Annotated in this window: 12 protein-coding genes; 5 read left to right on the top strand and 7 right to left on the bottom strand. The window is 69.9% G+C overall.

The features are described 5' to 3' along the window. Together FGL94_RS12500 and FGL94_RS12495 are read left to right on the top strand one after the other, a co-directional pair. Positions 1–498, top strand: a complete 498-nt coding sequence (locus FGL94_RS12500; protein WP_144925695.1) for a TRAM domain-containing protein — start codon at positions 1–3, stop codon at positions 496–498. Positions 499–625: 127 nt separating this feature from the next. Beyond that, complete coding sequence (locus tag FGL94_RS12495; protein WP_144925692.1) at positions 626–1,135, top strand: Tfx family DNA-binding protein; 510 nt, start codon at positions 626–628, stop codon at positions 1,133–1,135. A gap of 31 nt (positions 1,136–1,166) precedes the next feature. Here FGL94_RS12495 and FGL94_RS12490 read toward each other — a convergent pair whose 3' ends face one another. Then, positions 1,167–2,192, bottom strand: a complete 1,026-nt coding sequence (locus FGL94_RS12490) for a succinylglutamate desuccinylase/aspartoacylase family protein (protein ID WP_144925689.1) — start codon at positions 2,190–2,192, stop codon at positions 1,167–1,169. A 91-nt stretch (positions 2,193–2,283) separates the two neighbouring features. Here FGL94_RS12490 and FGL94_RS12485 point away from each other — a divergent pair, with 91 nt between their 5' ends. Further along, positions 2,284–3,111, top strand: coding sequence for an MBL fold metallo-hydrolase (locus tag FGL94_RS12485; protein ID WP_144925686.1), 828 nt, complete (start codon positions 2,284–2,286; stop codon positions 3,109–3,111). Between the two features lie 58 nt (positions 3,112–3,169). Beyond that, positions 3,170–4,258 carry a molybdopterin-dependent oxidoreductase gene (locus FGL94_RS12480; RefSeq protein ID WP_144925683.1) on the top strand — a complete coding sequence of 363 codons (1,089 nt, stop codon included), beginning with the start codon at positions 3,170–3,172 and terminating at the stop codon, positions 4,256–4,258. 6 nt (positions 4,259–4,264) lie between these two features. Here FGL94_RS12480 and FGL94_RS12475 read toward each other — a convergent pair whose 3' ends face one another. The 3 genes from FGL94_RS12475 to FGL94_RS12465 form a co-directional block, all read right to left on the bottom strand. Then, complete coding sequence (locus FGL94_RS12475) at positions 4,265–4,657, bottom strand: PIN domain-containing protein (protein ID WP_144925680.1); 393 nt, start codon at positions 4,655–4,657, stop codon at positions 4,265–4,267. Further along, positions 4,654–4,866, bottom strand: coding sequence for a DUF7557 family protein (locus FGL94_RS12470; RefSeq protein WP_144925677.1), 213 nt, complete (start codon positions 4,864–4,866; stop codon positions 4,654–4,656). Before FGL94_RS12470 ends, FGL94_RS12475 begins: the two co-directional genes overlap by 4 nt. Positions 4,867–4,962: 96 nt before the next feature. Continuing rightward, positions 4,963–7,392, bottom strand: a complete 2,430-nt coding sequence (locus FGL94_RS12465) for a DEAD/DEAH box helicase (protein ID WP_144925674.1) — start codon at positions 7,390–7,392, stop codon at positions 4,963–4,965. Between the two features lie 361 nt (positions 7,393–7,753). Here FGL94_RS12465 and FGL94_RS12460 point away from each other — a divergent pair, with 361 nt between their 5' ends. After that, entirely contained in the window at positions 7,754–8,197 is a 444-nt protein-coding gene (locus FGL94_RS12460; RefSeq protein ID WP_144925671.1) for a DUF5807 family protein, read from the top strand. A gap of 41 nt (positions 8,198–8,238) precedes the next feature. Here FGL94_RS12460 and FGL94_RS12455 read toward each other — a convergent pair whose 3' ends face one another. The 3 genes from FGL94_RS12455 to FGL94_RS12445 all read right to left on the bottom strand — a co-directional run bounded on the left by FGL94_RS12455 (position 8,239) and on the right by FGL94_RS12445 (position 13,064). Further along, positions 8,239–9,891 (bottom strand): long-chain fatty acid--CoA ligase, encoded by a 1,653-nt coding sequence (locus tag FGL94_RS12455; RefSeq protein ID WP_144925668.1) that lies wholly within the window; start codon positions 9,889–9,891, stop codon positions 8,239–8,241. A gap of 556 nt (positions 9,892–10,447) precedes the next feature. Beyond that, entirely contained in the window at positions 10,448–11,746 is a 1,299-nt protein-coding gene (metX, locus tag FGL94_RS12450) for a homoserine O-acetyltransferase MetX (RefSeq protein WP_144925664.1), read from the bottom strand. Between the two features lie 4 nt (positions 11,747–11,750). Beyond that, entirely contained in the window at positions 11,751–13,064 is a 1,314-nt protein-coding gene (locus FGL94_RS12445) for an O-acetylhomoserine aminocarboxypropyltransferase/cysteine synthase family protein (RefSeq protein WP_144925661.1), read from the bottom strand. Between the last annotated feature and the right edge of the window lie 32 nt (positions 13,065–13,096).

Raw genomic sequence — 13,096 nt, 5'->3', positions numbered from 1 at the left:
ATGGCGGACTGTCCACTCGCCGACGACTGCCCCAGTTTCGACGAACGAATCGAGGGGATGGGGTGTCAACACTACGGCAACAAGGGCGGCGCGGAGTGGTGTAACCACTACGATATGCCCATCTACGAGCTGAAACAGCAGCCGGTCCAACCCGGCGAGGAGGTCGTCGTCGAGGTCGACGACATCCACGAGAGCGGCGCGGGCGTCGGCCGCACCGACGACGGTTTCATCGTCCTCGTCGACGGGCTCCTCCCCCCGGCGCGCGCCGAGGTCCGGATCCACCGCGTAAAATCGAGCCACGCGACCGCACAGGACGTCGTCGAACGCCTCCCCGACGATCCGGAGGAGGAAGAAGGCGACGACGCCGACGGAGACGATCCCGCCGGGGACGCCGACGCGTCCGGCGACGGGGAGGACGAAGACGACGAGGGCGACCGACGCCGAGACCGCCCCGACCGCGAGCGGCTCGGCAGTCGCGAGAACTTCTGGGGCAAGTAGGCGCGTCTCGGGGGCAGCCCCACCCCACGGACAGTCCGGACGCTACCGATCCGCCGCCGACTTCGATTCCGTTTCTCATCCCCGTCGAAACCGCCGTTTTTTGAGCACGCGTCCCCTGACGGCGCGTATGGTCGCAGACGACGGGGCTCCCGACGCCGATCCCAGCCCCGAACCTGATCCCGACGACATCGACGCCGCGGATCTGCTGGAGCGCGCGGGGTTCGACGCGGACGAGAGCGTTCTCACCCGCCGGCAGGCAGAGGTGTTGGCCCTCCGCGAGCGGGGGCTCCGTCAGTCGGACATCGCGGACCAGCTTGGCACGTCGCGCGCCAACGTCTCCAGCGTCGAGGCCAGCGCCCGCGACAACGTGGCGAGCGCCCGCGAGACGGTCGCGTTCGCGGAGGCGCTCTCCGCCCCGGTCCGCGTGGAGATCGAGACGGGGACCGACCTCTACGACGCGCCGAAGCGCGTGTACGACGCCTGCGACGAGGCGGGCGTGAAGGTGAACCAGACCGCGCCCGACCTGATGAAGACGATCGGCGAGGGCGCGGGCGACGCGGTTCACGGGCGTGAGGTGCGCGACCGGCTGTTCGTCACCGTCGACGCCACGGGGACGATCCGGGTGCGGCGACCCTAGCTCGACGACAAACCCGTCCAGTCGCGTCAGCTCACTCGTCCAGTCGCTCAGCCACGCCGACGAGCGTCGAGCCCGCGGTGACGGTCGCTTCGCGGGCGATCGAGTAGACGATCCCGTCGCGGTCGGCCGCGGCGGTCTGAAGCGACTCGAACGTCGCCGGGTCGTGAACGACGCCGAGCCGCTGGCCTTCTTCGACCTCGTCGCCGACCGACAGGCCGCGCTCCGGAGTGAACAGCCCGGAGTCCGCGGCCTCGACGCGCCCGAGGTGGTTCCGCGCGGCCGTCCCGTCCCACGGCGCCGGGTCACCGGGCAGGAGGTCCTCGTGTCGGAGCACACCGATCATCCCCTCGACACCGGCGTCGACCGCCTCGGGGACGACCTCGCGGCTGTGCGCGAGCTCGGGGGTGACCGTCGGGATCCCCTCGCGGGTGGCGGCGACGCGGAGCTTGCCCGCGAAGCCGCGCTCCGCCCACTCCGCGTCCGCCTCGTCGCCCGCGGCCTCCGCGAGCAGGAGATCGGTGCCGAACGCCTCCGCGAGGCCCCGGCAGGCCGCGTCGTCGCGCATGTACACCGCGTGGGTGAGCATCGCGGGCGACCCGGTGTGGAGGTCGACGACCGCGTCCGCCGCGCTCGCGACGGTCCAGAGGCTGGCCGCCATCCGCTCGTGGAGGGTCCCGTCGGCGTCGCCGGGCCAGCAGCGGTTCATGTTGGAGTGGATCGCGTCGAGCGACTCCGGAGTGGTGTACGAGACGCGGTCGAAGGTGAGCGGGTCGGCGACCGGGACGGTGACGAGGGTGCCCGCGACCTCCGCGTCGACCGCGTCCTCGCCCGTCCTCGTCAGTCGTTCGTGGAGCCGGCGGAGGGCCGCCGTCCCGTTCACCTCCCGGCCGTGCTGGGCCGCCTGCGCGTAGACGACGGGACCGCCGTCGGCGGGAACGTCGAGTTCGGGACCGTCCGGGCCGTCGACGAGATTCCCCTCGCCGTAGACGTGGACGGTCGTGCGGACCGGGATCCCCGAGGGGAGTCGCGCGAGGACGAGGTCGCGAGCGTCGTGCATACCGGAGCGTCGTGCCTGACGGGCTTATAAACCGGGGCGAGAGCGGTCGATCACGGACGCTAAGGCTGTGGGCCGCCGACCACGATCTGAAATGCGGGTCACCCTCCTCGGCGCCGGCGACACGACCGGGACGCCGACGGTCGGCTGCGACTGCGACACCTGCGCCGCGGCGCGCGAGCGCGGGGTGTCGCGCTCGCGGTTCTCGGTCCACGTCGCGAACGAGCGCACCGGCGAGTCGCTGCTCGTCGACTTCAGCCCGGACTTCCGGAGCCAGTTCCTCGGCAACGACGTCCCGCTGCCAGACGCCGGCATCGTGACGCACATCCACTTCGACCACCTCGACGGGCTCGGCAACGTCTACCGGCTGGTCGACGGGCTCCCGGTCCACGCGCCGTCGGAGACCGACCCCGCCACCGACGAGAGCGTCGCGGAGACGATCCGCGCGAAGTACGACTACCTGGAGGACCGCATCGGCGTCCACTCCCGCGACCCGTTCGAGCCCTTCGAGACGTGCGGGTTCGAGGTCCGGTTCGTCCCCGTCGATCACCCGCCGCTGCTGTGTTACGGCGTCGTGATCGAGGACCCCGAGACGGGCGCGAAGCTCTCGCTGACGGGCGACACGAGCTACGACATTCCGGAGCGGTCCCGCGAGGCGCTTTCCGACGCCGACCTCCTGCTCGCCGACGCCATCGTCCCCGCCTCGCTCTGCGAGCACCACCCGATCGGCGGGCGCCACGAGGGTCCCGACGGCGTCCCGCGCACGTTCGGTACGAAGCACATGACTCGGGAGGGCGCGCTCGCGCTCGCCGACGAGCTCGACGCGGACCGCACCCGCCTCGTCCACCTCGCGCACTACTACCCGCCCGACGAGGCGTTCGCGGAGCCGCTGGCGGTGGACGGGGAAGCCCACGAGCTGTAGCGCGGAGCGACCGAACCGTGACGACGCTTTTGTCTCGCTAGCACGTACCACGATCGAGATGGGCGTGCGCTCCCGAACCGGCGAAGCGCTCGACCGACTGGAGCCGCCGCCGCGCGCCGTCGACTGGTCGCTGTTCGCGTTCGTCGTCGCCGAGGCGACGACCGGGCTCGTCTCCTTCACCGTCGGCGTCCCGGAGGGGTGGCCGCTGTTCTGGCTCCATCGCGCGCTCGGCGTCGGAATCGTCGCGCTGCTCGCGTGGAAGCTCGCGCGCGTCCGATCCCGGCTCACGGACCCGACCCTCTGGCAGCGGTCGACCGCGCTGTCGGTCCTGACGCTGGTCGCCGCGCTCGGCGCGCTCGCGACCGGGACCGCGTGGGTGTTCGGGCTCGACGTGCGGGTCTCGTACTGGACGCTCCTCTCCGTCCACGTCGGCTTCGGGCTCGCCTTGGTCCCGCTCGTGGCCGCGCACGCGGCGACGCGATTCAGAGTCCCGCGGCGGGTCGACTTCGAGCGCCGCCGGACCGCGGTCCGCTACACCGTCCTCCTGGCCGCGGGCGGTGCGACCTACCGACTCCAGCAGAGCGTCAACGACGCGCTCGACACGGCCGGCTCCGATCGGCGGTTCACCGGATCGCAGCCGCGCGAGGGCGCGGGAAACGCGGCCTTCCCGATCACCTCGTGGGTCGCCGACGACCCCGACCCGATCGACCGGAACGAGTATCGGCTGCGCGTCGAGGGGCTCGTGAGCGAGCCGGTCGAACTGACCGCCGACGAACTCGCCGCCGGCCACGAGACGGAGGCCCTGCTCGACTGTACCAGCGGCTGGTACACGGTCCAGGAGTGGGATGGGATCCGCGTCGGCGACCTGCTCGACGCGGCGGGCGAGCTCGACGACGACGCCGCGTACGTCCGGTTCACCTCCGTCACCGGCTACCGCTGGAGCCTCCCGATCGAGGAGGCCGAGAAGGCCCTGCTCGCGACTCGCGTCGGCGGCGAGCGACTGAGCCACGGCCACGGGGCGCCCGCGCGGCTGGTCGCGCCCGATCGGCGGGGGTTCCAGTGGGTGAAGTGGGTGACGCGCGTGGAGGTCCGGGCGGAGTACGATCTCGGACAGTGGGTCGTGACGCTGGTGAGCGGGTTCGAATGAGTCCCCTCAGACGAGGTCGAGATCGAGAACGTCACGCAGTCCATCAACATCAAAATCGGCGTCGGACACGACGAGTCGCTCGTTCAGGGCGACAGCGGTCCCCGCGATGAATGCGTCACGGGCCGCAAGCGGGTCACCTCGGTCGCGGAGCGCGTCCTGAAGCACCGCCGCCTCACGGGCGACCGTCGCCGGCGTGTCGACTACCTGTATCCAGTCGAGAGCGTCGTCGACCGCGTCGAGATTCGTTGATCCCGACCGGAACACCTCGCCTTGGTACACCTCGAACAGCGCGAGCGGCGGGGCGTTCGCTGGCTCGTCGGCATGTTCGTGGACGCACTCGACGGCCGCATCTCGTCCAGCGAGATAATCGATGAGAACGCTGCTGTCGTACACCGTCACCGCGAGTCGACCCCGCGTTTCATCTCTCGGCGTTTTTCTCGTGCACGCTCGGGCGCGTCGGTCCCCGCCCAAAGGCCGGCCCCGGCCCGGATATCCTCACGGCGCTCGCGGATCAGCCGCGTCAGTAGGTCGTCGAAGGTCTCGTCGTCGCCCTTCAGCGACGCGAGTGCGGCGTGCGTGTCCTCGTCGACGCGGATACTCTTGCTCATGTGCGTTCGTATACTACCCAGTATACAATACTGTTTCGCCGAGCAGACTCCTGAAGTACGCTTTTCGTGGCAAGCGCTTCTGCCGTCCCGTCGCAGCTACTCGTAGTCGCTCCCGACGACCTCGCGGATGCGCTCCGCGGTCACCGGCCCGACGCCGTCGACCTCCAGTAAGTCGTCCTCGGGCGCGGTCATCACGGCCTCGACGGTGCCGAAGTGTTCGAGCAGGGTGCGCGCGGTGACCGGTCCGATGTCGGCGATGGAGGAGACGACGTACTCCTGCTGTTCCGCGCGGGTCTTCGTCGTCTTCTCGCCGTGGACGCTCACCTCGCGATCGCGTGTCTCCTGCTCTCGCTTGGCGATGGTCGCGAGCAGTTCGGTTGTGTCCTCTTCGCCCTCGGTGCGGAGGACGCTCACGTCGAAGTCGACCGCGAGCGACGCGAGCGCGCCGCGGATCGCGTTGGGATCGATGTCGCGCTGGCCGTAGAGGTTCGTCCCCTCGACGACCATCACGGGGCGGGCGTACGCCCGCGAGAGCTCGCCGACCTGCTCGAACATCGAGCGGTCGGAATCGAGCATCGAGTCGACGAAGTCCGCCGCCGACTTGCGCTCGACGGCGACCCGGTCGGAGAGCACGTAGTCGCCGACCGCGAGCGTCTCCAGCCGGGTGACGAGCCCGTCGCGCGTCGAGAGATCCTTCGCGATGGAGGAGTCGAGCTCGCGCTGGTCGACGACGACCTCGACCCCCTCGTCGACGCCGGCGGTGGCGACGACTCCGTCGTCACCCTCCCCGTCTCCGTCCCGCGCCTCCGCCGCGAAGTCGCTGAGGCCGGCGTCGCCGTCCTCACCGTCGTCGCTGTCGGTGGTACTGTCGGCGCCGTCGCCGTCACTGTCGCCCGCGCCATCGTCGCCTTCCGCGTCCGTGTCCTCAGCAGATCCGTTGGCGAACGCGTCGAGCCCCGCCTGCCCGTCGTCGCCGACGGTCTCCTCGATGTCGTCGGTGGCCTCCTTCAGCTCGGCGAGCTGGCTGGCCATCTTCTTCTCGCGCCGGCGGGAGATCCAGAAGAACGCCTCGTCGCGGGTGTCCTCGGCCATCAGGACGACCACCTTCCCCTCGGCCTGCCGGCCGGTCCGCCCCTTGCGCTGGATCGAGCGGATCGCGGTCGGGACGGGCTCGTAGAAGCAGACGAGGTCGACCTCGGGCACGTCGAGGCCCTCCTCGGCGACGCTCGTGGAGACGAGCACCTCGAAGTCGCCGTTCTTGAACTCGTCGAGCGTCTCCTGCTGCTGCGTCTGGCTCATCCCGTCGGAGCCCTCCTTGTCGCCCTGCCCGACGAACTTCCGGACGTCGAAGCTCGCCGAGAGGAACTCCACGAGCGCCTCGGCGGTGTCGCGGGACTCGGTGAACAGGATGGAGCGCTCGCCCCCGTTGATCCCGAGCGTCTCCGCGAGCAGGATGCGGGCCTTCGAGAACTTCGGGTGGAGCCCGTCGAACGACTCCGCCTTCCGCATCGCCTCTCTCACTTTGGGGTCCGCGACCATGCGCTGGCTCGCCTTCGAGGCGCCCGACGAGCGCGCGGCCTCGCGTTGGCGCTCGAAGTAGCGCCGGACGGATTCGACCGACTGCGTCTCGACCAGCTCGGTCGCGCGGCGGAGCTTCATCACCTCGGCGTGGGTAGACATCCCCTTGTACCCGTCCGACTGGTCGTTGTCCATCATCTGCTTCAGCTGCCCGCGCATCTTGTTGAGGTCCTTCTGCGAGAGGTCGGGATTCGTCGTGTTCGTCACGCCGAGCGACTTCAGCTTCTCCAGCCGGTCGGTGATCACCTCGTTGAGCGCGTCGCGGATCTCGAGGACCTCGTCCGGGAGCGTCACCTGCTCCCACCGCACGTCGGTGTCGTGGGTGTACTCGTCGACGTCGGCGTCCTCCTCGGTCATCACCTCGACGTTGACGAGCCCGAGGTTCTCGCAGACCGTCTCGATCTCCTCGGTGTCGCCGCCGGGCGAGGCCGACATGCCGGTGACGAGCGGATCGGCGGCGTCGGCGTGGTAGCGCTCCGCGATGTAGACGTACGCGTAGTCACCGGTCGCGCGGTGGCACTCGTCGAAGGTGCAGTGGGTCACGTCGCGCAGCGAGATCCGGTTGCCGACCAGGTCGTTCTCGACGACCTGCGGGGTCGCGATCACGATCCGGGCGTCCGCCCAGAGCGCGGCGCGGTCGTCCGGCTTCACGTCGCCGGTGAACACGACGATCTCGTCGTCCGGGACCGAGAGCGCCTCGCGGTAGAAGTCGGCGTGCTGCTGGACGAGGGGTTTGGTGGGGGCTAAAAAGAGGGCCTTCCCGCCCGCCTCGTGGAGGCGCTCGGCGGTGACGAGCAGGCTGACCGTCGTCTTGCCGAGGCCGGTCGGGAGACAGACGAGGGTGTGTTCGTCGGTGGCGGACGCCGCCAGCTGGAGCTGGTAGCGGCGCTCCTGGAGGAAGTCGTCGACGAGCAGGGGTCTGTCGATGCCGGCGGCCTCGGTCGCCATCGGCGGCCCTTGGCCGGCACCGGCCTAAAGCCTTCGCGAAGCGAGGTGAAAGTTAACAGTCGCCGGACCGCTCCTCTCGGAGCTCCTCCGGCACGTCCTCGTCGACCAGCTCCGCCCACTCGGCGAGCCGATCTCCGGATGGCGTTTGCGCACTCATCAGGGGACGGATCTCAGTGGTACGTATTAACAGTTATCCCGATTCCGCGTGAGCTAACATCGGTTCGACAGGAACCGAGACATCGCGGCGGGCGGCGATAGTGGGCGTCGCGGCGGACGTCGACGGCGATTCGCGGTCGGCGCGAGGCGATCCCGACTCGACGCGACTCGCACGCCTTTTACCGCTCACGCGCCTCGGACCGGCATGAGCAACCTCGACGAGTTCCTCGCGGGCGAGCGGCTCGACGACGTGGTCTTCTACCTGAGCGACGCGTACCTCGATGACGACTCCCGGCTCCGCAGCGTCGGCACCGAGACGGACGGCGGGGTCCGGCTGATCCTCGACGGCGAGACCGGTCGGTCCGCGTTCGAGGCCGGCACGGGAATGGGAGCGATGGAGTTCGCGAAGACGGCGATGGGCGCCGAGGGCGAGATCGCCGGCTCGCTCGACGACGGGACGTGTCCCTTCGCCGAGGAGGCCCCCGACGACGACCACGAGATCCGGTTCGTCTTCGCGTTCGCGGAGGCGCAAAACGAGGAGGTCGGCGGCCTCTACGCCGAGGGCGACGTGGTCCACGCGTACGCCCACTGCACCTGCGGCGAGAGCTACTCGCACAAGTGGGTCGTCGGCGAGCGGGACGGGGAGTAGCCCGCGGCCGCGACGGGGAGAAGCCCACGGCTGCGAGCGACCTACCCCTGCTCCGGCGCGTCGTCTTCCGGCACCGACCCCTCGACGAGCGACTGGTCGGCGTACCGCTCCCGGAGGTCCTTCTTCGAGAACTTCCCGGTCGCGGTCTTGGGAACCTCGTCGATGAACTCCACCGCGTCCGGTACCCACCACTTCGGGTACTCCTCGCGGAGCCCCGACTCGATCTCCTCGACTAAGGCGTCGCGGTCGACGCCGTCGGCCGCGACGACGAACGCCACGGGACGCTCCTGCCAGCGCTCGTGCGGGACGCCGATCACGGTCGCCTCGCTGACGCCGTCGTAGGCCATGATCGCGTTCTCCAGCTCGACGCTGGAGATCCACTCGCCGCCCGACTTGATCACGTCCTTCGTCCGGTCGACGAGCTGCATGTAGCCGTCTTCGTCGACGGTGACCACGTCGCCGGTCTTCAGCCAGCCGTCGACGAACTCCTCCTCGCTGGCCTCCGGGCGCGCGAAGTACTCCTTCGTCACCCACGGGCCGCGGATCCGCAGTTCGCCGAAGTCCTCGCCGTTCCAGGGAACCTCCTCGCCGTTCTCGTCGATCACCTCGAACTCCAGTCCGGGGACGACGAGCCCCTGTTTCGAGCGCTTGTCGACCTGCGTCTCGTAGTCGGCGTCGCGCAGGTCGTCCGTGAGATGGGAGACGGTGCCGATCGGCGACAGCTCGGTCATCCCCCACGCGTGGAGCACCTCGACGCCGCGCTCGTCGTACCACTCGATCAGTGCCCGCGGGGCGGCCGCGCCGCCGACGATCACGGTGTCGAGCGTCGAGAGGTCGACGTCGTTGCCCTCCGTGATGTACTCCTGCAGCCCGAGCCACACCGTCGGCACGCCCGCGGAGATCGTCACGCCCTCCTCCTCGATCAGCGCGGCGAGGTCGGCCGGCTCGGGCGAGGGGCCGGGATAGACGTGTTTCGCGCCCGCCGCGGTCGCGGTGAACGGCATCCCCCACGCGTTGACGTGGAACATGGGAACAACTGGCATGACAACGTCGGAGTCCTCCATCGGGATCCCCTGCGGCGTCTGGGAGGCCATCGTGTGGCTCCACAGCATCGACTGGGTGTACTCGACGCCCTTCGGCTTCCCCGTGGTGCCGGAGGTGTAACAGAGGCCGGCCGGCTGGTCGCCGTCGAGGTCGGGCCAGTCGTAGTCGGTCGGCTGGTCCGCGATGAACTCCTCGTAGGGCATGGCGTCGAGCGCGTCGATCTCGGACGAGCCCATGGAGACGAAGTCGACGTCGTCGAACTCCTCGGCGCCCTCGGCCGCGCCGGCGAGTTTCGGGGCCAACGACGCGTCGACGAAGACGATCTCGTCGGCGGCGTCCTCGACGATGTACCGGATGTGCTCGTCGGGCAGGAGCGGGTTGATCGTGTGGAGCTGCGCGCCGGCGTTCGGGACGCCGAAGTACGTCTCGAAGTGGCGGGTGTGGTTCCAGCAGAACGTCGCGATCCGGTCGCCGCGTTCGATCCCGTACTCGTCCAGCGCGTTCGCGAGCCGGGCCGTGCGGTCGGCGTACTCGGCGTACGTGTGTCGCGTGCGCCCCTCGTGAGTCCGGGAGACGATCTCTGTGTCCGGATACAGTCGTTCGGCGCGCCACAGGAACGGTCGTAGGGTCTGAGAGTGTCCACCGGGCATACCTCACACACCACGGAGTCGAGAATTATGAACGTTATCATGGTTGATCGTTATAGTCAGAGGGAGGAGATTTCGACGAGGCAGTCGCTCGCTTATAAGTAGTTGCAAGCAGATCGGCGGTGAACAGCTCCAAAGCCCCAGTCGCTCGGTAGTACGTGATCGACAACTCCACCGTGATGGCCTCCAAAGCCCCAGCCGTGAGGGCTCGGTGCGGTCGTTGCGGTCCTCAGTCAGTCGCTAGCGCTCCTTCCTTCCGGTCCTTACGTCCCGCGCCTTCGCCCTCACGGCAGCGAGGCGCTTCGCGCCTCTGGCAGCCGGCGGCAGCGCCGCCGGCGACTGCCCCTTTGAGTCCCGTCCCGACCGCACCGCACAGCCTCACACCTCCCCAGCCTCGTCACCGGACTGCGTCCGGTTGCAAGCGAGAGCTCCGCTCTCGCCCTGTCGCTGGCGCCGCCGGCGCCAGCGACTCCCTCGCACGTGCTGACTCCCGGTCGCCGATGGCGACCGCTCGCAGGCGCGCGCCACCGCATATCGGTCATCATTGAAAAGCCGTCAACTATCCCTTAAAAAGGCTCGCGTGGACCGGCGCGTGGTCCGACTCTGGGCGTGCGGACTCGCCGCCCTCGCCGCCGCCGTCGGAGATGGCTCGGCCTTCGACCCCCTCCGCGAGGAAGTCGCGGAGCGGCGGGCCGACGTGCTCGGGCTCGACGAGGAACGCGTCGTGGCCGTGGTCGGAGTCGATCACGTGGTGCGCGACCGGGGCGTCGCCGGCGCGGAACGCGTCGGCGAGCGACGACGACTGCTCGACGGTGAAGTGCCAGTCGGCGGTGAAGCTCAACAGGAGCGCCTCGCCGTCGAAGGCGCCGAGCGCGTCGGCATCGGTGCCGTGGCCCGCCGCGAGGTCGTACTCGTCCATCGCGCGCGTGAGGTAGAGGTAGCTGTTGGCGTCGAACCGGTCGCTGAACCCCTCCGCCTGGTAGTCGAGGTACGACTCCACCTCCCGGTACGGGAAGAACGCGGCCGTCGGCTCCGGCGGCAGCCCGAGGTCCCCCTCCTCGCGCGTCAGCGAGTCGCGGCCCGCCGATCGGCGGCCGAACTTCCGCTCCATCGACGCCTTCGAGAGGTACATGATGTGACCGATCTGGCGGGCCAAGGCGAGCCCCTCGTCGGGCGAGGGACGGCCCTCGCCGTAGTAGTCGCCCCCGTTCCAGTTCGGGTCCGCGCGGATCGCCCGCCGGGCGACCGCGTCGAGCGCGAGGCACTGCGCGTCGAGGCGTCCGGCGGTCGCGATGGCGACCACGCGGTCGACGTCGTCCGGGTAGCGCTTCGCCCACTCCAGGACGTTCATGCCGCCGACGCTCCCGCCGACGACGGCCCGGAGCCGCCCCACGCCGAGGTGGTCCAGCAGGCGGCGCTGCGCGCGCGCCCAGTCCTCGACCTGCACCGGCGGGAACGCGGTCCCCCATCGGTCGTGGTCGGGCTCCTCGGGGAGGTCGAGGTCGGCGGGGCGCTCGCTCGCCGGTCCCGTGGTGCCGTAACAGGAGCCGGGGACGTTCGCGCAGACGACGTAGTACTCGGTGGTGTCGATCGCCTTCCCCGGGCCGACGATGTCGTCCCACCAGGCGCGGGCCTGTCCGGCCTGCCCGGCCCCGCGGGTCCCCTCGTCGCGCTCCGGCGCGGGCGACCGGGCGACGTTCTGGCTGCCGGTGAGCGCGTGACACACCAACACCACGTTGTCGCCGTCGAACTCGCCGTGCGTCTCGTAGGCGACCTCCAAGTCGGGGACCGACTGGCCGCACTCGAAGGCGAACTCGCCGAGCGAGGCGACGCCGTGGTCGGTCGGGACGGTGCTCACGGCGTCACACCTCCGAGTCCGTTTCGGCTCGCCCAGTCGCCGCGCGCTCGCCGGCGGCGAGCCCCCGATCGAGGTCGGAGATCACGTCGTCCGCGTCCTCGATCCCGACGGAGAGCCGGAGCATCTCGGGGTAGACGCCGGCGAGGCGCTGCTGCGCCTCTTCCATCTGGGCGTGGGTGGTCGAGGCCGGGTGGATGACGAGCGTCTTCGCGTCCCCGATGTTCGCGAGGAAGCTCGTCAGGTCGACGGCCTCGCAGAACGTCTTGGCGGCCTCGTAGCCGCCGTCGACGCCGAAGGTGACCATCCCGCCGTAGCCGTCGAGGTACTCGGCGGCGTTGTCGTGGCTCTGGTGGTCCTCGAAGCCGGGGTACGCCACCCAGTCGACCCGGTCGTCGCCCCGGAGGAACTCGGCGACGGTCCGGGCGTTCTCGCAGTGTCGCTCCATCCGGAGCGGGAGCGTGTTGAGCCCCTGTATCGTCTGCCACGCGTCGAAGGGGGACTGCTGGCCGCCGGTCGGTCGGACACCGCGCTGGCGGGCGACGTTGGCGAAGGCGGCGTCGCCGAACTGCTCGACGAAGTCGATCGGGTAGGCCGGGGACTGACCGTCGAGCTCGTCGTAGTCGGCGTCGGGGTGGTCCCACGGGAACTGCCCGCCGTCGACGACGACGCCGCCGACGGTGGTGCCGTTGCCCGTGATCCACTTCGTCGTCGACTCCCAGACGATGTCGGCGCCGTGCTCGAACGGCCGGCAGAGGTAGGGCGTCGCGAACGTGTTGTCGACCACGAGCGGGACCGCGTGCTCGTGGGCGATCTCGGCGAGCCGCTCGAAGTCGGGCGTGACGAGCGAGGGATTCGCGACCGTCTCGACGTGGACGAACGCGGTGTCGTCGTCGATCGCCTCCGCGTACGCTTCGTCGTCGAGCGTGTCGACGAGCCGCGCCTCGACCCCGCGGCGGTTCGCGATGCTCGTGAGGTACGCGGCCGTCCCGCCGTACATCTCGGAGCTGGCGACGACGTTGTCGCCCGCGCTCGCGAGCACGGTGGCGATCGCGTCGAGCGCGGCCATTCCCGAGCCCGTCGCGACCGCGTCGGAGCCGCCCGACAGGTCGGCGATGCGGTCTTCGAGGACGTTCACGGTCGGGTTGGAGAGCCGGGAGTAGATGTGGCCCTCCGCCCGGAGCGCGTACATCTCCGCCGCCGTGTCCGCGTCGTCGAAGACGAAGGAGGTCGTCTGGTGGATCGGGGTCGCGCGCGACCCGGTCGCCGGGTCCGCCTCGGCGCCGGCGTGGAGACTCCGGGTGTTGAACCCACGTGTCATGTGTGTAGTGCATATATCTACAAACATCTATA

This window comes from Halorubrum salsamenti (assembly GCF_007671685.1).
GTDB classification, from domain to species: Archaea; Halobacteriota; Halobacteria; order Halobacteriales; family Haloferacaceae; genus Halorubrum; species Halorubrum salsamenti.
This window is presented reverse-complemented; position numbering and strand designations above follow the sequence as displayed.

Excerpts from the sequence above, each read along its gene's own strand:
- FGL94_RS12500 (WP_144925695.1), top strand. The coding sequence starts at position 1 with ATGGCGGACTGTCCACTCGCCGACGACTGCCCCAGTTTCGACGAACGA.
- FGL94_RS12495 (WP_144925692.1), top strand. The coding sequence starts at position 626 with ATGGTCGCAGACGACGGGGCTCCCGACGCCGATCCCAGCCCCGAACCT.
- FGL94_RS12490 (WP_144925689.1), bottom strand. The coding sequence starts at position 2,192 with ATGCACGACGCTCGCGACCTCGTCCTCGCGCGACTCCCCTCGGGGATC.
- FGL94_RS12485 (WP_144925686.1), top strand. The coding sequence starts at position 2,284 with ATGCGGGTCACCCTCCTCGGCGCCGGCGACACGACCGGGACGCCGACG.
- FGL94_RS12480 (WP_144925683.1), top strand. The coding sequence starts at position 3,170 with ATGGGCGTGCGCTCCCGAACCGGCGAAGCGCTCGACCGACTGGAGCCG.
- FGL94_RS12470 (WP_144925677.1), bottom strand. The coding sequence starts at position 4,866 with ATGAGCAAGAGTATCCGCGTCGACGAGGACACGCACGCCGCACTCGCG.
- FGL94_RS12465 (WP_144925674.1), bottom strand. The coding sequence starts at position 7,392 with ATGGCGACCGAGGCCGCCGGCATCGACAGACCCCTGCTCGTCGACGAC.
- FGL94_RS12460 (WP_144925671.1), top strand. The coding sequence starts at position 7,754 with ATGAGCAACCTCGACGAGTTCCTCGCGGGCGAGCGGCTCGACGACGTG.
- FGL94_RS12455 (WP_144925668.1), bottom strand. The coding sequence starts at position 9,891 with ATGCCCGGTGGACACTCTCAGACCCTACGACCGTTCCTGTGGCGCGCC.
- FGL94_RS12445 (WP_144925661.1), bottom strand. The coding sequence starts at position 13,064 with ATGACACGTGGGTTCAACACCCGGAGTCTCCACGCCGGCGCCGAGGCG.